The organism is Janthinobacterium sp. BJB446 (assembly GCF_002735655.1).
In the GTDB taxonomy this organism is placed as follows: Bacteria; Pseudomonadota; Gammaproteobacteria; order Burkholderiales; family Burkholderiaceae_D; genus Janthinobacterium; species Janthinobacterium lividum.
The window spans coordinates 442,979-462,549 of the sequence record NZ_PDZK01000002.1; the positions used below are offsets into that span (position 1 = coordinate 442,979).

A 19,571-nucleotide genomic window follows, 5' to 3' on the forward strand; every position below is an offset into this window, starting at 1 on the left:
GCCCATGCGCACCATCGACACCCTGCTGGCCCAGTATGGCGAAAGCCACCGCAACCATGTCAATGAATGGGTGCACATCGTGTGCGTGCCGCTGATCGTTTTCAGCCTGCTGGGGCTGCTGTGGAGCATACACCCCAGCGTGGCGCTGCTCGGCAGTATTCTGGCCTTATACTATTATTACAAGCTGTCACGTCCGTTTGCTGCGGGCATGCTGGCGATGCTGGCCGCCATGCTGGGCCTGCTGCTGCTCATGCCGGCGCTGACCATCCTGCCCGTGTCGCTGGCGCTGTTCGTGCTGGCCTGGATAGGCCAGTTCATCGGCCACCAGATCGAAGGCAAGAAACCGTCGTTTCTGGACGACTTGCGCTTTTTACTGGTGGGGCCGCTGTTCGTGCTGGGATTTTTGTACCGGCGCCTGCGGCTGGCGTATTGAGCGGCAAGTGCTCATGTAGTCATGTGGTTACGCTGCGCCGGTAACAGATTTTTACTATTCGCAACTAGTTATCTGAGGCAAGTGTCCTTATGATAAGTCATCATCTGCCGGTCGACGCAATCGGCAACCAACTTTTGTCCAAGGGAGTCCCATATGAAAGCACCAATTATTGCAGTGGCATTGCTCGCCACCCTGGCCGGCTGCGCCGTACAACCGAACTCGGCAAATGTCTACAATGCGCGCCAGGCGCAGAATGAACAATCGGTTCGCATGGGTACGGTTGAATCCGTGCGCCAGGTAACCATCGACAAGGGTGAAACGGGCACGGGCGTGCTGGCCGGCGCGGCGCTGGGCGGCGTGGCTGGCTCGACCGTCGGTGGCGGCAAGGGCGCCATCGCGGCCAGCATCCTCGGCGCCGTCGCGGGCGGCATGGCCGGCAAGAGCATCGAAGCGAATGCCTCGAACAAACCCGGCCTGGAAATCACCGTGCGCCTGGACAATGGCGACATGCGCGCCATCGTGCAAGATGCCGACGAACTGTTCCGCCCGGGCGAGCGCGTGCGCCTGCTGTCCGATGGCCGCAAGACCCGCGTCACGCATTGATCTGCTTGCCGGCGCATGCGCTCAGCCGAATGCGCCGGCAGCGAGCAAGGCGGAAGGGTGCAGCCAGATGGCAAGCACAGCGGTCACGACGACATACACAAGCACGCTCCATACTTTGATCTGCAGTGAGGCTGGCATGGCGTCTCCCCTTCAAAGATGCAATTCAGAAAATATTTACTTGATATTAATGTAAATATTTTCATAAATTCAATATTTTCCAGAAGCACTGCGCTGGCTCAATCCCGCGTGTCTCCTGATGGCACATTGGGCAAGCCCGGCCGGGACTCGCCATCCCCGCGCGATATCCGTATACTTGCGCGATGTCCTCTCCTCTCCTGTTCATCATTGCCTGCCTGATCTGGGGCTCCACCTTCTGGGCCATCACCTTGCAGCTGGGCGATGTCGCCCCCGCCGTTTCCGTGGTCTACCGCTTCGGCCTCGCGTCCGCCACCCTGTTTGCCTGGTGCGCCTTGCGCGGCGACCGCTTGCGCCTGCCTTGGCGCGCGCAGCAATGGATGCTGCTGCAGGGACTGGCCTCGTTTGCCCTCAGCTATGTGTGCACGTACAGCTCGGAGCAATACCTGGTGTCGGCCCTCGTCAGCGTGCTGTTTGCCCTGATGGTCTTCTGGACGCCATTGCTCAACCGCATCGCCTTCGGCACGCCCATCACCTGGAGTACCTGCTGCGCGGCATTTGTCGCCATCTGCGGCATCGTGCTGCTGTTTTACCAGTCCATCGGCGCGGCGCTGCACGATATTCTGGGCGGCGGGAATGGCCATTTCCTGCTCGGTTTCATGCTGGCCCTGGTGGCCACCGTGTCTAGCACGGTGGGCAACGCCCTCGTCATGAAAGTGCGCGAACATTCCGGCAACGTGATGCTGACCATGGCCTGGACCATGCTGTGGGGCACCTTGATGGTGGCCGTCTGGGCCATCGCCACGGGGCAGTCCTGGCAGTTGCCCGCGCGCCCCAGTTACTGGATGGGATTGTTGTACCTGGCCATCTTCGGCTCGGTGATCGCCTTCAGCGCCTATTTCACGTTAATCGCCCGCATCGGCACGCAAAAGACCGTGTACATCGGCGTCGTCACGCCCGTCATTTCCGTACTGCTGTCGGTGCAGTTCGAACACTACCGGCCCGCCGCCATCGAATGGGCGGGCATGGTGCTGTGCCTGTCCAGCGTGGCCTGGGCCCTGACGTCGGGCGCGCGCAAGACAAGTACCATTGCTTCCCTTTCCACCACTTCACCAACAAAGGCAACATGAGCACCTCTTCCTCCCTCGCCATTCGTCCCGCGACCGCATCCGACGTGGCTGCCATCTTTGGCATGATCCATGAACTGGCCGTGTTTGAAAAACTCGAACACATGATGATCGCCAGGGAATCCATGCTGCACGACAGCCTGTTCGGCGCCCATCCCGCATGCGAAGCGCTGGTCGGCGAAGAAAATGGTGAAGTGGTGACCTTCGCCCTGTTCTTCCATAATTTTTCCACCTTCCTGTGCCGCAAGGGTTTGTACCTGGAAGACCTGTATGTGAAGCAATCGGTGCGCGGCAAGGGCTATGGCAAGCAGATGCTGGTGGCGCTGGCGCAACTGGCCGTCGAACGCGATTGCGGCCGCTTCGAATGGTCGGTGCTGGACTGGAATGAAAACGCGATCAACTTCTACAAGGGCATGGGCGCGGACGTGATGCCGGACTGGCGGATCTGCCGGGTCGCTGGCGATGCCTTGACGCAATTGTCGGCAGGTACGCCAAAGCCGGCCTGATTGGAGCGGGAACTGCAAGGAAGGGGAACTGTAGCGAGCGGATGCGATTTGTGGCCGAGAAGCGGAACTGTACGCGAGGTACAGTGAGCATCGCAGGCCGCAAGGCGCGCCGCGCAGTAAGTTCCAAAAAAATCCCCGCGGGCTAGCGGCACCGCGGGGTGAACCCATTGTCAAGTGGGAGGGGGGAGAATGCAATCAACGGTTATCAATATAAACGCTGCCGCTTGCCAACACGCCGACCTTTACATTTGCTTACCGGGCCTTACATTTGACTTAAATCTGCCAACCAAGTGTCACCGAGTGTCGCTTGAAAGACACTGATTATTTCCGTGGTTCAATCAATGTGCCGTGCAAACCGATATGTTGTTGCGCAACCCCACTGCCACCCTGCGCATTTTTATAGATTTGGTACACTGTCAAACAGGCGATGCAGCCAGCAACCACGGCAAAAATGACCATGCGACGCTCCTTGAGTATGCTTGAGGGAATCAGGGCCTGCGACGACTGATGATGACCAGGCGAGCAGGGAAGATTCAGTGTGGCATCTTAGGTCTGGGGGGCATTGTGCAATGTCAAACGCGCCAATTTGACGAGGTCATGGCATTTGATATGGCGCAAAGTGGCGGCATTCCGCTCACACAAAATGAACGCATCATTACGCACCTGGGAGCCACATCATGAATGTCTCTGCCAAACCGCTCGTCATGAAAATCTACCGCGCCTACCTGCGCTCCCGCCTGGAACGCTATACGCGCGACTTGCAAGCCATCGCCGAACAGCGCGAGAACGATTTCCAGGCTGAACGCATCCTGCACCAGGCCGTCGTCTCGGTGCGCTCCAAACTGCACTCGCTGTAACCGTGATGCCGTCAGTGCTGCCGGCCGGCCACGGCCCAGCGCTCCACCAGCTCGAACAAGCCTTGCGTCAGCAGGGCCAGCACGGCTGCGGGGATCGCGCCGGCCAGCAGCATGTCGTTGTCATTCAGCGCCAGGCCGATGGTGATGCGCTCGCCATAACCGCCCGCGCCGATGAAGGCGGCGATGGTGGCCGTGCCCACGCTCATCACGGCCGCCGTTTTCACGCCCGCCAGCATCACCGGCAAGGCCAGCGGCAAGTCCACGTGCAGCAGGCGGTCGCGCTTGTTCAAGCCCAGCGCCAGCGCCGCCATGCGCAAGCCTTGCGGCACCTGCAGGATGCCCGTGCACGTGTTGCGCACGATGGGCAGCAAGGCATACACGAATAGGGCCACCAGCGCCGGTACGGTGCCGATCATGCCCAGCACGGGGATCAATATCGCCAGCAGGGCCAGCGACGGCACCGTCTGCAGCACGCCGACGAAGGCCAGCACCGTTTGCCGCAGCGGCGCCGAAAACGCCGCCAGCACGCCCAGCGGAATGCCGATCACGCACGCCAATGCCACCGACAGCAGCACCAGGGTCAGATGCTGGCGCGTCAGGGTCCACAAGTCGTCGCCGATGATTTTATCGAGCAGATTGCTGCGCGCGGCGGCCGGTTTGTTCGCCTGCGTGCCGGATGCCAGCCACTGCCGCGCCACGTCAGAGAAAGTCTTGCCATCGATTTCCACGGCCGCATTCATGGCGATCATGTCGCCCTCGCTGATGCGTCCCTGCAGCCGCAGCAAAGCCTGCCAAGCGGAGGGAAAACGCTGCGGCACGTCGAGCCGGTACAGGAGCATGGCGTCGTAGCGGGGGAAATACTGCTGCGTGTCGGCCAGCACGCGCAAGCCGTACTGGCGGATCTTCGCGTCCGTGGAATAAATGTCGATCACGTCCACCTGGCGCTGCGCCAGCGCTTCATAGGCAATGCCGTGATCGAGGCCGCGCGGGCGCTGCGGCAAGCCATAGCGCGCGGCCAGGCCCGGCCAGCCATCGACCCGGCCGATGAATTCATGCGACAGGCCGAATGTCAGGGCCGGATGTTGCGCCAGCTGTCCCAGGCTGGCGATGGATTTTTCATCAGCGCGCATGGCCAGCGCATACGTATTGTTAAAGCCCAGCGGCACGGCCACGCCCAGCCCCAGCGCCGCCAGCTCGCGCCGCATCTGCGCCAGATCGATGGCCTTGTCGTGCTTGAGGATTTCGCTGGCGATGGTGCCCATGTATTCGGCATATACGTCGATGCTGCCCGCCTGCAGCGCAGCGAGCACGATGGCCGTGTTGCCCAGGCCCTGGCGGTGCTGCGCCTTGACGTGCGGCGCGGCGCTCTGCTGGAGGATTTCGCCGAGAATATACGATTCCGTGAAGCGCTTCGAGCCCACCTTCAAGGTGCCCCCATCCATGGCATGCGCAGGCGCGGCGGCGAAGAGGAGCGACAACAGCAGATAAAACAGCAAACAAGCAGCACGCACGCGGCGCTCCAGGACGGATGATCAATCCGGCAAGCTTACCACCGGCGCGCGCCAGACACCGCCATGCACCACGCCCGCGCACGGGTTCAGTCCCAGCGCATACGCCAGGTCGGCCGGGCGCGCGATGCGCCACAGGGCGAAATCGGCGCGCTTGCCCACCACCAGGCTGCCCGTCTGGTCCTGCAAGCCCAGCGCGCGCGCCGCGTGGCAGGTAGCACCAGCCAGCGCTTCCTGCGGCGTGAGACGCCACAGGGTGCACGCCATGTTCATCGCCAGCAGCAGGGACGTCATGGGCGACGTGCCCGGGTTGCAATCGGTGGACACGGCCATCGGCACGCCGGCCGCGCGCAATGCCGCGACAGGCGGCGGCTGCGTCTCGCGCAAAAAGTAGTACGCGCCAGGCAGCAGCACGGCCACCGTGCCATGTTGCGCCATGGCGGCGATGCCCTCGTCCGACAGGAATTCCAGGTGGTCGGCCGACAGGCCGCCGTAGCGCGCCACCAGCGCAGCACCGCCCAGGTCCGACAGCTGCTCCGCATGCAGCTTGACGGGCAGGCCCAGCGCCCTCGCCGCGTCAAACATGCGCTGCGTTTGCGCCGGCGTAAAGCCGATGCGCTCGCAGAACGCATCGACGGCGTCGACCAGTCCATCGCCAGCCAGCTGGGGCAGCATCTGCGCGCACAGCAGCTCGATGTAGGCGTCGGCCTGGCCCGCATATTCGGGCGGCAGCGCGTGCGCGCCGAGGAAGGTGGTGCGCACGGACACGGGCAGCTCTTGCCCGATGCGGCGTGCCACGCGCAGCATCTTCGCCTCGCTGTCCGCGTCGAGACCATAGCCGGACTTGATCTCCAGGGTGGTCACGCCCTCGGCCAGCAGCGCCAGCACGCGGGGCAGGCTTTGCCGCAGCAATTCATCGTCGCTGGCCGCGCGCGTGGCGCGTACGGTGGACATGATGCCGCCGCCGGCACGGCTGATGTCTTCATAGCTGGCGCCATTCAGGCGCGCCTCGAATTCGTCGCTGCGGTTGCCCGCGTGGACGATGTGCGTATGGCAGTCGATCAGGCCGGGCGTGAGCCAGCAGCCCTGGCCGTCGTGCAGCACGGCGCTACTGGCCGGCAGCTCGTCGCCGGGGCCGAACCACGCGATGCGGCCATCCTTGACGGCAATGGCCGCGTCCAGCAGCTCGCCATAGCCCTGCTCCATGGTGGCCAAATGGACGTTGTGGATGACCAGATCCCAGTCTTGCATCGCTTTCCCTCCCTAGGTAAACAGGTCGACGCACAAGACGGCCGAACGCTGCAAGGCGTCGAGCCGCCATTCCTGCGCATCGTCGGCGTCCAGCAGCAGCGCATCGTGGCGGGCCAGCGCGAACTGCTGCTCGCCACCGCGCGCCAGCACGTGGCCTTCGCCGGCGACAAACAGCAGGGTCGCCGCGCTGCGGCGCGCCAGTTTGCCCGGCGCCGTGATCTTTTCCAGCTGGTGGCGGCAGCGGTCGCGCCGCGTCATCACATTGAAATCCGTCGTCGTCCCCCTGACCTGCGCAAGCACGGCCGCTTCGCCGGGAAACCACAGCATCGGTTGCGCCGCGCTCAAGGTCACCTTGCGCGCGCCATCGAGCGTCAGCTGCACGCTGTCGCCATCGACCAGCATCAGGCTGCGGTCGATGCCGGGAAAGCTGGAAAATGGCCCGCTGGCCGTGATCGTCGCCAGGCTGATACGCCAGTCAAATTCCATCAGACCGGCACCGGGCGGCGAAATGGCGATTTCCATCGTGCTGCCGCCGCCATTTTTCCACGGCGCGGCGCGCAGGCATTCCTGCGGGATGAAGGTCGCCATCAGAGCGCCCTCAGTTGCGCCAGGGTGCGCTTGTAGCCGGCCGCGATGGCGTCCTGCGCCACATGACGCCCGTCGCGCACCTGCCATTGGCCGCCGCACAGCACGTCGCGCACCAGGTTGTCGTTGCCGCAGAAAAGCACGCCGCCCAGCACATTTTCGATGGCCACGCCGCACAGGTTCACATGCGTCTCGTCGAGCACCAGCAAGTCGGCGCGGCAGCCCGGCGCCAGGGCACCGAGCTTGCGCCCGGCCGCCTGCGCGCCGCCCTGCAAGGCCGCCTGCCACAGGTAGTCGCCCACATGGCGCTGGTCCGGCGTGGCGGCCACATTGCGCTGCTGGCGCTGCAAGCGCTGGCCATATTCGAGCCAGCGCAATTCCTCGACGGGCGACTGCGATACATGGCTGTCGCTGCCAACGCCGAACCGCCCGCCGGCGGCGATGAATTCGGCCAGCGGGAACAGGCCGTCGCCCAGGTTTGCTTCCGTCGTCGGGCACAGGCCCGCCACGGCGCCGCTCGTAGCCATCAGCGCCACTTCATCGGGCTGCACATGCGTGGCATGCACGAGGCACCAGCGCGCATCGACGTCGACCTGATCGTACAAGTACTGCACCGGACGCCGGCCGCTGTAATCGAGACTCTGGCGCACTTCGCCCTGCTGTTCGGCGATGTGGATGTGGATGGGGCGATCCGCGGGCAGCGCTTGCGCCACTTCGCGGATCTGCGCCACGCCAGCGGCCCGCAGCGAGTGCGGCGCAAAGCCCACCTCCACCTGCCCGCCGCGCTGCGGCGCCAGCGCTTCGACGATGCGCAGCACATCTTGCGCATCGGTGCGGAAGCGCGCCTGCTCCGCGTTCAACGCCTGTTCGCCGAAGCCTGCATGGCTGTACAGCACGGGCAACATGGTCATGCCGATGCCGCTGATGCGTGCCGCGGCCAGCACCCGTTCTGCCGTTTCGGCGGGACGCGCATACAGCACACCGGCCATATCGCGCTGCAGGTAGTGGAATTCGCACACCGCCGTGTAGCCATGGCGCAGGCATTCGGCAAACAGTTGCGCGGCGATGCTTTCCATCTGCTCCGGCGTGATGTGGCGCGCGAAACGGTACATCAGGTCGCGCCAGGTCCAGAAACTGTCCGGCCCATCCCCCGCGACTTCCGTCATGCCGCCCAGCGCCCGCTGGAAGGCATGCGAATGCAGGTTGACCATGCCGGGCAAGACATATTCGGCCACTTCGGCGCCGGCAGGCGACGCGGCGTTTTCCGCCACCGCCGTCAAATCGCCGGCCGCGTCCCACTCCAGCAGCACGTCGCGGCGCCAGCCCTGCGGCAGCAGCGCGTGGCGCGCGAACAGCCAGCCGCTCAACGCGCCACCCATGCCACGGCCGCTTCCATCATCTGGCGCAGCAGCGGCTGCACTTGCGCCGCCAGGTCGGGCCGGTAGCCAAATGGCGCTGCCTCATCCATGTACAGGCACTGGCACATCTCCAGCTGGATCGCATGCACGCGGCTTGCCGGCTGGCCGTAATGGCGCGTGATATGGCCGCCCTTGAAGCGGCCGTTCAGCGCCACGGTAAAGGCATCCTGCGCGCGCGCGATATCGACCACGGCGGAGGTCAGGCCCGCATCGCAGCTGGCGCCATCGGCCGTGCCGAAGTTCAGGTCGGGCAGCTTGCCGTCAAAGAAGCGCGGCACGCGCGAGGCGATGGAATGGGCATCCCACAGCACCACGGCGCCATGCACGCGCAGCAGACGGTCCAGTTCCGCGCGCAGCTGCGCATGATACGGCGCCCAGTAGCGCTGCAAGCGCTGCCGCACATCCTGCGCATCGGGTTCGCGGCCAGCCAGGTACAGCGGCTCGCGGTGAAAGGTATCGTTGGGCAGCAAGCCCGTCGTATCCTGGCCCGGATACAGATTCGTGTCTTCCTGCGGGCGGTTCAAGTCGATGGTGTAGCGCGACCAGCGCGCCGACAGCACGGACGCATCCATCTCCTGCAAAAAGCCATACAGCTCGCGCAGATGCCAGTCCGTGTCGGCCTTGATCAAGGCCTGCGGCGTCATGCGCGCGGCGATATCGTCCGGTATGTCGGTGCCCACGTGGGGCATCGACACGAGCAGCGGGATGCTGCCTTCGTTGAAGCGAAAATCCATGCTTGTCTCCTTGCTCCCGCTCAGGCGTACAGCGGGGCGAACAAATTCTTGCACGTGCTGCTCAACTCACCCTGCAGCACCATCTGCTTGGCCGCTTCGATATCGGGCGCGAAGAAACGGTCGGCGTCGAAGAACGGCACCCTCTGGCGCAGCTGCTGGTGGACATGCTCGAGGTGCGGCGAGGTTTTCAGCGGACGGTGGAAATCGATGCCCTGCGCGGCGGCCAGCAGCTCGATGCCAACGATGACGGCCGTGTTGTGCGCCATGTCGTCCAGGCGGCGCCCGGCGAACGTGGCCATGCTCACATGGTCTTCCTGGTTGGCGGAAGTCGGCAGGCTGTCGACGCTGGCCGGATGGGCAAGCGACTTGTTTTCCGATGCCAGCGCGGCAGCCGTCACGTGGGCGATCATGAAGCCGGAATTGACGCCCGGGTCGCGCACGAGGAAGGGCGGCAGGCCGGACAGGGTGGCGTCGATCAGCAGCGCGATGCGGCGCTCGGCCAGCGCGCCGATTTCGGAAATCGCCAGCGCCAGGGTGTCGGCGGCAAAGGCCACCGGCTCGGCGTGGAAGTTCCCGCCCGAGACGATTTCCGCCTGTCCGTTGGGACCATCCTGGAAGATCAGCGGATTGTCCGTGACGGCATTGGCTTCGATCAGCAGGGTGCGGCCGACGTTGACGATCAAATCGAGGCAGGCGCCCATGACTTGCGGCTGGCAGCGCAGGCTGTAAGGGTCCTGCACGCGCTCGTCGCCTTCCAGGTGCGAGGCGCGGATCGCGCTGTGCGCCACCAGTTGGCGGTACATCTGCGCGGCCAGTATCTGGCCCGGCTGCCCTCGCACGGCATGCACGCGCGCGTCGAACGGCGCATCGCTGCCCTTGGCCGCGTCGAGCGACAGCGCGCCCGTCACCATGGCCGCTTCCAGCAGGCGCTCGGCCATGAACAGGCCATGCAGCGCCAGCGCGTTCGACACTTGCGTGCCGTTGATCAGCGCCAGGCCCTCTTTCGCCGCCAGCACCACGGGCGCGATGCCCGCCTGCGCCAGCGCTTCGGGAGCCGCCATCAATTCACCGTTGACGCGCACATCGCCCACGCCCAGCATGGCCAGCGTCATGTGCGACAGCGGCGCCAGGTCGCCCGAGGCGCCGACGGAACCCTTGGCGGGAATGGCCGGCATGATGCCCGCGTTGTACAGGGCGATCAGGGTATCGACGATCAGCGGGCGCACGCCGGAAAAACCGCGCGCCAGGCTGCCGATCTTCATCAGCATGATCAGGCGCACGACGGCATCCGACAGCAGTTCTCCCGTGCCGACGGAGTGCGACAGGATCAGGTTGCGCTGCAATTGCTCGAGCTTTTCATCGGGGATGCGCGTCTTGGCGAGCAAGCCGAAACCCGTGTTGATGCCATACGCCGCATCGCCCTTGGCGACGATGGCTTGCACGGCGGCGGCCGACGCTTCGATGACGGGATAGGCCTCGGCGGCGAGGGTCAATTTTGCCGGCGCGGCCCAGACGGCGCGCAGGTCGGCCAGGGTCATCGCGCCGGGTTTTAACGTCCAACTTTTGGAGTGCTGTGTCATAGTCATTCGCGTCTAAGTCTCAAGGAAGCATGGGAAGAATCAGGCCGTTGCGCTTGGCGCAGGCGGCCGCTGTTTCGTAGCCGGCATCGGCATGGCGCATCACGCCAGAGCCGCTGTCGTTGACCAGTACCCTGGCCAGGCGTTTCGCCGCCGCTTCGCTGCCGTCGGCCACGATGACCATGCCCGCATGCTGAGAATACCCCATTCCCACGCCGCCGCCATGGTGCAGCGAAACCCAGGTGGCGCCGCCGGCCGTGTTCAGCATGGCGTTCAGCAGCGGCCAGTCGGAAACGGCGTCTGTGCCGTCCTTCATGCTTTCCGTCTCGCGGTTCGGGCTGGCGACGGAACCCGTGTCCAGGTGGTCGCGGCCGATGACGATGGGCGCCTTCAGCTCGCCCGTGCGCACCATCTCGTTGAAGGCCAGGCCGGCGATGTGGCGCTCGCCCAGTCCCAGCCAGCAGATGCGCGCCGGCAGGCCCTGGAAGGCGATGCGCTCGCGCGCCATGTCCAGCCAGTGGTGCACCTGTTTATGGTGCGGGAACAGCTCCTTGATCTTCGCATCCGTTTTGTAGATGTCTTCCGGGTCGCCCGACAGGGCCACCCAGCGGAATGGGCCGCGTCCCTCGCAGAACTGCGGGCGGATATACGCGGGCACGAAGCCAGGGAAATCAAACGCGTTCTGCACGCCCTGGTCGAACGCCACCTGGCGGATATTGTTGCCATAGTCGACGGTGTGCACGCCCATGGCGTGGAAATCGAGCATGGCTTGCACGTGGGCGGCGCAGGAATCGGCGGCGGCCACCGTCAGGCGCGCATGGCGCTGCGGGTCCTGCTGCGCCGCCTTCCAGTCCGACACGCTCCAGCCGCGCGGCAGGTAACCGTTGACCAGGTCGTGCGCGGACGTCTGGTCCGTCACCAGGTCCGGCACCAGGCCGCCCGCTTTCGCGCGGCGCACCAGTTCCGGCAGCACTTCGGCCGCGTTACCCAGCAAGCCGATGGAAATGGCTTCCTTGCGCTCCGTATGGTACTTGACCAGCTCCAGGGCTTCGTCCAGGCTGGCCGCCTGCTTGTCCAGGTAGCGCGTGCGCAAACGGAAATCGATGCTGCTTTGCTGGCATTCGATATTGAGCGACACGGCGCCCGCCATGGTGGCGGCCAGCGGCTGCGCGCCGCCCATGCCGCCCAGGCCCGCCGTCAGGATCCAGCGCCCGCCCCAGTCGCCGCCGAAATGCTGGCGGCCCGCTTCGGCGAAGGTTTCATACGTGCCCTGCACGATGCCCTGCGTGCCGATATAGATCCAGCTGCCGGCCGTCATCTGGCCGTACATGAACAGGCCCTGGCGATCGAGTTCGTTGAAATGTTCCCAGTTGGCCCATTTCGGCACCAGGTTGGAGTTCGCGATCAGTACGCGCGGCGCATCCGCGTGGGTCTGGAACACGCCCACCGGCTTGCCGGACTGGATCAGCAAGGTCTGGTCGTCTTCCAGCTCGCGCAAGGAGGCGAGGATCTGGTCGAAACAGGCCCAGTTGCGGGCGGCGCGACCGATGCCGCCATAGACGACCAGGTGCTGCGGATTTTCCGCCACTTCCGGGTCCAGGTTGTTTTGCAACATGCGGTAGGCCGCCTCGGCCTGCCAACTCTTGCAAGCCATGACCGTGCCGCGCGGGGCGCGGATGGTACGGCTGGCATCAAAGCGTGGATCGGTGTCCATTGTGCTGTTCATGCTGTCTCCTCGTAGGGTGCGAGCGGGCGTACTTGGCCCGCTCTGGTGCTACCAGCATAGGTTGTCTATACAACCAAGTCAACAGATTTTTGCAGGCCCAATGTCGCTATTTTTTCTCGAACACGCGCTTGCCCGCCACCCACGTTTGCAGCACCTGCGTCTTGCCGATGGCCTTGGGTTCGACCTTGAACAGGTCCTGGTCGACGACGACGAAATCCGCCCACTTTCCCGCTTCCAGGGTGCCGATGACCTTTTCCTGGTGCGCCGCCCAAGCCGCGTCGAGGGTGAAGCAGCGCAGCGCTTCCGTCACCGTCATCGCTTGCTGCGGGTACCAGCCACCGGCAGGGAAGCCTTCGCTATTCTGCCGCGTCACGGCCGCGTGGATGCCCTCGAACGGGTTCGGCGACTCGATGGGGAAATCGGAACCGCAGGCGATGCGCGAGCCCTGCTTGAGGAAGGTGCGCCACGCATACGCGCCCTTGATGCGCTCGTGGCCCACGCGCTGCTCCGCCATGTTCTGGTCCGAGGTGGCGTGCGTCGGCTGCATCGACGGCACGATGCCCAGCGCCTTGAAACGGGGGATGTCGGACAACTGCACCACCTGCGCGTGCTCCATGCGGTGGCGCAGGCCCACGCTGCGGTATTGCGCGGTCAAGGCCTGGTAGCCATCGAGGATTTGATGGTTGCCCGCGTCGCCGATGGCGTGCACATTGACCTGGTAGCCGGCGCGCATGGCTTTTTCCATCTTCGCGCGCATGGCAGCGTCAGGGTAGAACAGCAGGCCGCTGGTAGCAGGATCGTCGCTGTACGGCGCCAGCAAGGCCGCCCCGCGGCTGCCCAGGGCGCCGTCGGACAGCAGTTTCACGGCGCGCAAGGCGTACATGTCGCGCGCATAGCTATTTACAGGGCCGTTTTTCGACAGCGCGTCGAAGTCGTCCGTCGTATCCGCGATCATGCCGTACACGCGCACCGTCAACTTGCCATGGTCCGCGTAATCGCGGAACAACCGGTCCTGCATCTGGCCGATGCCCGCATCGTGCACGCTGGTCAGGCCCGCTTGCGACAGCTGCGCCAGCGCGCCATCGAGGGCGGCGCGGTTTTCCACGTCGCCCGGCTTGGGCAGCACGGCATCCATCAAGTCCATGGCGTTGTCGACCAGCACTCCAGTGGCATTGCCGTCCGCGTCGCGTTCGATCTTGCCGCCCGCCGGATCTTGTGTGGCACGCGTGATGCCGGCCAGCGCCAATGCGCGGCTGTTGGCCCAGCCCGCGTGGCCATCGACCCTGCGCAGCCACACGGGCCGCGCGCTTTCGGCCGCATCGAGTTCGGCTGCCGTGGGAAAGCGCCCCAGCTTCCAGATTTCCTGATTCCAGCCATTGCCGACGACCCAGCTGCGTTCCGGATGTGCACGGGCGAAGTCGCCCACGGCCTGCACGGCGGCCGGCAGCGAAGCAGAACCGTACAGCATCACGCCGCTGGCGATCGTCCCCAGGCCGAACACGTGACCGTGCGCGTCGATCAGGCCTGGCAGCACGGTTTTTCCCTGCACGTCGACGTGCGTGGCGCCCTTGGCCGCCTTGCGTTTCACCTGCGCGGCGCTGCCGACGGCGAGCAGCTTGCCCGCGTCGTCAAACGCCAGCGCCGTGAAACGCACCACCTTGCCGACTGCGTTGAGCGTGTAGCCGTTGGCATTGTCGATGACGGTATCGGCATGCGCATGGCCGAGGGCCCCCAGGCAGGCGAGCGTGAGCAAGGTGCGGCGCAGTGGCAAGGTCGGCATTTCCATCTCCAGGTCTGTTAGTCGTTAGCAAAAAGACGAGTGTATAGAAATTGGAAAAATGGTCAATCAGGCAGCGCGGGGCGCTCGTACCATCAGCCAGTAGTCGCAGCCCGTGACGGCTTCCGCGTAGCGTCCCGCCGCCACGAAGCCCAGGCGGGCATAGAACGGCAGGCTGCGCTCATTGTAAGTCTCCAGGAAGCACGCGGCGCCGGCCGCATCGACTGCCGCCAGGCCCGGCGCCAGCACGGACGCGCCCAATCCCTGCCCTTGCGCGGCCGGGGCGATGCCGGCGATCGACAGATACCAGGCATCCCGCAAACCATGCGGCGCCAGCGCGTGCTCCATGTTCGCGACGATGGCCGTGAAATGCGCGAAGCCCTGCTCCCCCAGCAGCGCGCGCAAGGCGGCTTCGCGCTGCCCATACGCCGCCTGGCGCTGGGCCGCCGGCGTATCTGTGGTCCAGATGGCGGCGCCATTGCCCGCGTCATCCGCCAGGTCGACGCGCCCCGCCTGGCGGCCTTCTTCCAGCGCCAGCGCGAAGTAGGCTTCCAGCATGGCCAGCCGCGCCGCCTCGTCGTCGCCGCACGCCACCGTGACGGTGCGGTAGAACGGATCGCCGGCCAGGGCGGCGGCCAGGCCGCGGGCGGTGCGGGAGGATTCGGCGTGGGAAACTGCGATGCTGGATGGGCTGGACATGGGGTCGCTTTCTTTGGGTTGTAACGCCCGGCATCTTAACGCAAGCGCGCAGGCATTGCGCCCGGTCAATGCCACCAGGGCGCCATGGGCATACACTGGCATTCTCACGCGAAGCGCGCCATGGCCGGACAGCATGTCGCGTGACCTTATTTGGCCCCGTCCTCCGGCTTTTGCGCCGGCGCCCTGAACCACTGCTCCGGCGGCACCACATGCGACTCTTTCGGGTCATCGATGTAGTGCGGCGAGGTGATCTGCACGTCGAATTCGTTGAAGACGTCGATGATGTTCTGGTGCAAGCGGTTCAGTACTTCGGCGCGCTGGCGAGGGACTTCGGCGCTGGCGTAGGCGACGAGGCGGTATTGCACATAATAGTCTTGCAGGGCCAGCTGCATCACGTACGGTTTCGGCGTGGTGGACAGTTCCGTCGTGCGCGAGGCGGCCAGTTCCAGCATGGCGTGCACTTGCCGCCACGGCGTGGCATAGCCGATAGTGACGGTGGAGTCGAGCACGAAGCCGCCGCCGGGCTGGGCGCGCGAATAGTTCTTTGTCGTTTGCGACATCACCCAGGCGTTTGGCAAGGCCACCTCTTCCCCGAGGCCCGTGCGCAGCCGCGTTTCGAACATGCCCACGTCGACCACCGTGCCTTCGCTGTCGCCCACGCGCACATATTCTCCCTTGCGCAGGGCCCGCGTGTACATCAGGATCAGGCCGCTGGCGCCCTGGCCCACGATGCTCGACGCGCCGATCGACACCATCAGGCCCACCAGCACGGACAGTCCCTGGAAGGCGGCCGTGTGCGAGCCGGGCAGATACGGATACGCCATGGCCAGCGCGAACAGCCAGATCACCACGCTGGCGATGCGGCGCGTCGGCAGGGCCGTGTCCTTGTCCAGCCAGCCGATTTGCAATTCGCCGCTTTCCACGCGCTTGAACAGCGAGGCGGCCGTGGCGGCGATCAGGCGCGCGATGGCGAAGATCACGCAGACCAGCACCAGCCCCGGCAAGGCGCCGATGATGGCGTGGAAGACGTCGGCGGCCACGTCGAACAAATAGCCGCTCAGGCTTTCGCCCCAGGAACGCGTGTAGGGCAGGCGGCCCAGCACGAAGGCGGCCCACAGATACGTGGCCATCAGGCGCAAGCCCCACAGCACGGCGCTCAGCAGCTGATACGCGAAGGCGATGTAGTGTTCGGCATCGAGCACGCGCACATTCTTCAGGCGCACGTCGCGCAGGCGCGAGGCCAGCAGGATGCCGCTGCGGCGCTTGGCCCAGTGATACAGGCGCGTCAAGCCCATCCACACCAGCCAGAACACGAGGGTGGCGGCCGCGCACACGGCGGCCGCGATCGACAGGTAGCGCCAGCTGCCCTGTTCGCGGTAATCGAGCACGGCCTTGCTCAACTCGCCGGCGGCCGTTTTCGCCACGCTTTCCGTCGTGTCGCCGGCCAGCTGGTTGACGTCGCCAGGCACGACGACGAACAGCTGCACGCCATCGAGCAGCACTTGCGTGCCTTCGGGAATCATCCGCGTGCTCGTCTGCAAGGGGCCATTCTTGGCCAGCACGCCTTCCAGCCGGCGCTGCGCGCCGATGGCCCGTTCATCGGGCGGATAGCCGGCCAGCTCGGCGCGGAAGACAAACACCTTGCGGTTGGCAAACATCAGCGGCGCCGTCCTGGCCGCCGTGGCCTGCGACGGCGCCACGACGGACGCGGCCTCCGCAACGAGCGCCGGCACGCCGTCGTCCGCATGGGCTGCAGGCAGCAGGAAAATTGTCAACAGGCACAACAGGCGGAGCAGCGCGGACATGGCAGAAATGAAAGAGTGACAAGAAGCAGCCATCATGCCATGTAATCCTGGAAACTCAAGCGCCGCAGCTACTCTTCAGCTCGCATCATGAAAAATGATGCCCAGGGTGTGGCGCAAGCCCGAACGCAGGCGCGACACGCCGTGGCGCATGTTGACGCGGTAGCTGCCGCGCGTGCCGTTGACGGGGCGCTGCGCGACGGGAAAGAGCACGGCGTCGCCCTGCGCCAGCGGCACGACCTCCAGACGCGACTGCATGCGCGGGCGCTGCTCCGTCAGCACGAACTCGCCGCCCGTGAAATCCTCGTGCGGGCGCGACAACAATACGGCCAGTTGCAACGGAAACACGTGCTCGCCATACAGATCCTGGTGCAGGCAGTTGTAATCGCCCTCGCGATAGCGCAGCAGCAAGGGCGTAGGCCGGGTTTGTCCCGCCGCATGACAGCGCGCCAGGAAATCTCCGTGCGCCACGGGAAAGCGGCTGTCGATGCCCATGCTGGCCTGCCAGCGGTTGGCAATGGCCGCCAGCGGAGCGTACAGCTGTTCGCGCAGAGTGGCCACGAGATCAGGCAAGGGATAGGCGAAATACTGGTACTCGCCCTGGCCAAAACCATGGCGCTGCATCACCACCCTGCTGCGAAAACGCGCTGATTCTTCGTACTGGGCAGCCAGCGCCGCGCAGGCATCCGCGGCCAGCAAGCCCGGCACGACGGCACAGCCGTATTGATTCAGCTCATCCTCGATCTGCTGCCAGTCCAGCGCCCTCACCGTTCACCCTCGCGCTCGAGCAGCGCCTGCTTGCGCTCCACGCCCCAGCGGTAGCCGGACAGCGCGCCATCGTTGCGCACCACGCGGTGGCAGGGAATGGCGACGGCCAGGGCATTCGCGGCGCAGGCACCGGCCACGGCGCGCGCGCCTTGCGGGGCGCCGATGCGGCGGGCCAGCTCCGCATAACTGACCGTGCTGCCGGCGGGAATTTCGCGCAAGGCTTGCCACACGCGCTGCTGGAACACCGTGCCGCGCACGTCGAGCGGCAAGTCCAGGCCCAGGCCAGGCGCTTCGACCAGGCCGACGACTTGCGCCACCGTCTGCTCGTACTCGGGCTCGGCGCCGCGCAACTCGGCGCGGGGAAAGCGGTCCTGCAAGTCGCGCAGCAGCACTTCCGGGTCGTCATCGATCAAAATCGCGCAGATGCCCTTGTCCGTGCTGGCCACGAGGATGGCGCCCAGCGAGCAGGCGCCGATGGCGAAACGGATCACGGCGCCGCTGCCGCCGTCGCGGAACGCGCCCGGCGTCATGCCCAGCAAGCCTGGCGTGGCGGCATACAGCCGGCCGCTGGAATTGAAGCCGGCCGCGTATAACGTTTCCGTGACATTGCCCGCGCCCTGCAAGCCGGCCTTGAGGCGCTCGCCGCGCCGCGCCGCCGCGTACGCTTTCGGCGTGATGCCCGTGTGCGCCTTGAAGACGCGGTGAAAGTGAAAGCGGCTCATGCCGGCGGCCCTGGCAAGGCTGTCCAGGTCGGGCAGCTCGTCGCTGGCGTCGATCAGGCGGCAGATATCGGCCACGATGGCCGCCTGGCGCTGGGCCAGCGGCGGCAGATTCGGCTTGCAGCGCAAGCAGGGACGAAAGCCGGCCGCCTCCGCCTGCTCGCAACTGGCGTGGAAAGCCACGTTGCGGCGCAAGGCAGGGCGCGCCGCGCAAGATGGCCGGCAATACACGCCCGTCGTGCGCACCGAATAATAAAAGACGCCGTCGGCGTCGGGCGCGCGCCGCTGCAGGGCATCCCAGCGTTCATCGTCAGTCAGGTAAGCGTGTTCCATGGCGAACTCCGTGCAAGTCTATAGTCAATCTCCAGCATAGCCAGCGCCCATGCGCGCCGCACTCCGGCGCTTGCTTTTGAATTCAAAAAAAGGCTGGCGGCAGGCATCGCGCTCGGTGCTAAAATCGGCCATCGCGCCTCCAGCCGGCGGCGCGCCCTGCCCGTGCCCCGGAGAAACCGCATTGGACGACCACAATACACAAGAAAATACGCCCATTTTCCAGCGCATCAAGGATTTTCTGCTGGCCGGCATCGCTGCCGGACGCTGGAAAGAAGGCGACGTGATTCCCTCCGAGCAAGCGCTGGTGAAGCAATTCGGCGTCTCGCGCATGACGGTCAACCGCGCCGTGCGCGAACTGACCAGCGAGCAGGTGCTGACGCGGCGCCAGGGATCCGGCACCTATGTGGCGCAGCAAAAGTACCAGGCGACCTTGTTGGAAATCAAGAGTATCGCCGATGAAGTGCGTGCGCGCGGACATATCCACCGCAGCAGCTTGCAATTGCTGGAACGCACCAAGGCGTCCGACCTGCTGGCCAAGCAATTTGGATTGCCGCCGGAACACCCGCTGTTTCATTCGCTGATCGTGCATTTTGAAAACGGCGTGCCGATCCAGGTGGAAGACCGCTGGGTCAATCCCGAGTGCGCGCCCGACTACATGACGCAGGATTTTTCCAGCATCACGCCGAACGAATACCTGATGGCCGCCGCGCCCCTGCAAGGCGCCACCTACAGCATCGAAGCGCTGTCGGCGCCGCGCGACATCGCCGAAATGCTGGCCATCGACACCAAACAGCCTTGCCTGGTGCTGCGCCGCCAGACCCGCTCGGGCGGCAAGATCGCCTCGATCGCCACCATGTGGCATCCCGGACACCGCTATCAGTTCGCCGGCAGTTTTAGCTAAGGCTATCGCCTCGATTGAGTAGCACGATTTCGCGCCAACTTTCTCACGAATTCTCACCAAATCGCGAAAAAAACAGCCATTTCGGGGTGAAAAAAATCCCGTTTTGGCCGTT

General features: G+C 65.1%; 19 protein-coding genes. 6 read left to right on the top strand and 13 right to left on the bottom strand.

All coding sequences use genetic code 11. The features are described from left to right. Window positions 1-4 precede the first annotated feature (4 nt). The 4 genes from CSQ92_RS17690 to CSQ92_RS17705 all read left to right on the top strand — a co-directional run bounded on the left by CSQ92_RS17690 (window position 5) and on the right by CSQ92_RS17705 (window position 2,804). Entirely contained in the window at window positions 5-433 is a 429-nt protein-coding gene (locus CSQ92_RS17690) for an Mpo1 family 2-hydroxy fatty acid dioxygenase (protein WP_034780447.1), read from the top strand. Between the two features lie 153 nt (window positions 434-586). Next, entirely contained in the window at window positions 587-1,036 is a 450-nt protein-coding gene (locus CSQ92_RS17695; protein WP_034780449.1) for a glycine zipper 2TM domain-containing protein, read from the top strand. 320 nt (window positions 1,037-1,356) lie between these two features. Next, window positions 1,357-2,301, top strand: a complete 945-nt coding sequence (locus tag CSQ92_RS17700; RefSeq protein WP_070254602.1) for a DMT family transporter — start codon at window positions 1,357-1,359, stop codon at window positions 2,299-2,301. Next, the gene (locus CSQ92_RS17705) at window positions 2,298-2,804 is read left to right on the top strand and encodes a GNAT family N-acetyltransferase (protein ID WP_034780453.1); all 507 of its coding nucleotides are present in this window, start codon (window positions 2,298-2,300) and stop codon (window positions 2,802-2,804) included. The genes CSQ92_RS17700 and CSQ92_RS17705 overlap by 4 nt, the downstream gene beginning before the upstream one ends. 321 nt (window positions 2,805-3,125) lie before the next feature. Here the strand turns inward: CSQ92_RS17705 and CSQ92_RS29085 are convergent, their stop codons facing one another. Continuing rightward, window positions 3,126-3,263 carry a hypothetical protein gene (locus tag CSQ92_RS29085; RefSeq protein WP_157751284.1) on the bottom strand — a complete coding sequence of 46 codons (138 nt, stop codon included), beginning with the start codon at window positions 3,261-3,263 and terminating at the stop codon, window positions 3,126-3,128. A gap of 218 nt (window positions 3,264-3,481) precedes the next feature. Between CSQ92_RS29085 and CSQ92_RS17710 the strand changes: the two genes are divergently transcribed. After that, window positions 3,482-3,661, top strand: coding sequence for a hypothetical protein (locus CSQ92_RS17710; RefSeq protein WP_034746290.1), 180 nt, complete (start codon window positions 3,482-3,484; stop codon window positions 3,659-3,661). Between the two features lie 11 nt (window positions 3,662-3,672). Here the strand turns inward: CSQ92_RS17710 and CSQ92_RS17715 are convergent, their stop codons facing one another. The 12 genes from CSQ92_RS17715 to ada all read right to left on the bottom strand — a co-directional run bounded on the left by CSQ92_RS17715 (window position 3,673) and on the right by ada (window position 18,558). After that, on the bottom strand, window positions 3,673-5,103 hold the full coding sequence (locus CSQ92_RS17715) for a glycine betaine ABC transporter substrate-binding protein (protein WP_099395101.1): 1,431 nt from the start codon (window positions 5,101-5,103) through the stop codon (window positions 3,673-3,675). A gap of 90 nt (window positions 5,104-5,193) precedes the next feature. Next, the gene (gene hutI, locus CSQ92_RS17720; protein WP_099394924.1) at window positions 5,194-6,420 is read right to left on the bottom strand and encodes an imidazolonepropionase; all 1,227 of its coding nucleotides are present in this window, start codon (window positions 6,418-6,420) and stop codon (window positions 5,194-5,196) included. Window positions 6,421-6,432: 12 nt separating this feature from the next. Continuing rightward, window positions 6,433-7,008, bottom strand: coding sequence for a HutD/Ves family protein (locus CSQ92_RS17725; protein ID WP_099394925.1), 576 nt, complete (start codon window positions 7,006-7,008; stop codon window positions 6,433-6,435). After that, window positions 7,008-8,384 (bottom strand): formimidoylglutamate deiminase, encoded by a 1,377-nt coding sequence (locus CSQ92_RS17730; protein ID WP_099394926.1) that lies wholly within the window; start codon window positions 8,382-8,384, stop codon window positions 7,008-7,010. Before CSQ92_RS17730 ends, CSQ92_RS17725 begins: the two co-directional genes overlap by 1 nt. Further along, the gene (gene hutG / locus CSQ92_RS17735; protein ID WP_099394927.1) at window positions 8,369-9,157 is read right to left on the bottom strand and encodes an N-formylglutamate deformylase; all 789 of its coding nucleotides are present in this window, start codon (window positions 9,155-9,157) and stop codon (window positions 8,369-8,371) included. Before hutG ends, CSQ92_RS17730 begins: the two co-directional genes overlap by 16 nt. A gap of 20 nt (window positions 9,158-9,177) precedes the next feature. Continuing rightward, the gene (gene hutH, locus CSQ92_RS17740) at window positions 9,178-10,737 is read right to left on the bottom strand and encodes a histidine ammonia-lyase (protein ID WP_099394928.1); all 1,560 of its coding nucleotides are present in this window, start codon (window positions 10,735-10,737) and stop codon (window positions 9,178-9,180) included. Window positions 10,738-10,756: 19 nt separating this feature from the next. Further along, window positions 10,757-12,460: a urocanate hydratase gene (hutU, locus tag CSQ92_RS17745; RefSeq protein WP_034780490.1), complete on the bottom strand. Its 1,704-nt coding sequence runs from the start codon at window positions 12,458-12,460 to the stop codon at window positions 10,757-10,759. 106 nt (window positions 12,461-12,566) lie between these two features. After that, a complete protein-coding gene (locus CSQ92_RS17750) occupies window positions 12,567-14,240 on the bottom strand; it encodes an amidohydrolase (RefSeq protein WP_099394929.1) in 1,674 nt (557 codons plus the stop codon). A gap of 66 nt (window positions 14,241-14,306) precedes the next feature. Further along, window positions 14,307-14,936 (bottom strand): GNAT family N-acetyltransferase, encoded by a 630-nt coding sequence (locus CSQ92_RS17755; protein ID WP_099394930.1) that lies wholly within the window; start codon window positions 14,934-14,936, stop codon window positions 14,307-14,309. A gap of 146 nt (window positions 14,937-15,082) precedes the next feature. Continuing rightward, window positions 15,083-16,741, bottom strand: a complete 1,659-nt coding sequence (locus CSQ92_RS17760) for a mechanosensitive ion channel family protein (protein ID WP_099394931.1) — start codon at window positions 16,739-16,741, stop codon at window positions 15,083-15,085. 75 nt (window positions 16,742-16,816) lie between these two features. After that, window positions 16,817-17,506, bottom strand: a complete 690-nt coding sequence (locus CSQ92_RS17765) for a 2OG-Fe(II) oxygenase (protein ID WP_099394932.1) — start codon at window positions 17,504-17,506, stop codon at window positions 16,817-16,819. Continuing rightward, a complete protein-coding gene (gene ada, locus CSQ92_RS17770; RefSeq protein WP_034780498.1) occupies window positions 17,503-18,558 on the bottom strand; it encodes a bifunctional DNA-binding transcriptional regulator/O6-methylguanine-DNA methyltransferase Ada in 1,056 nt (351 codons plus the stop codon). Before ada ends, CSQ92_RS17765 begins: the two co-directional genes overlap by 4 nt. Before the next feature lie 181 nt (window positions 18,559-18,739). Here ada and hutC point away from each other — a divergent pair, with 181 nt between their 5' ends. Then, on the top strand, window positions 18,740-19,459 hold the full coding sequence (gene hutC / locus CSQ92_RS17775) for a histidine utilization repressor (protein WP_070254615.1): 720 nt from the start codon (window positions 18,740-18,742) through the stop codon (window positions 19,457-19,459). Window positions 19,460-19,571 lie beyond the last annotated feature (112 nt).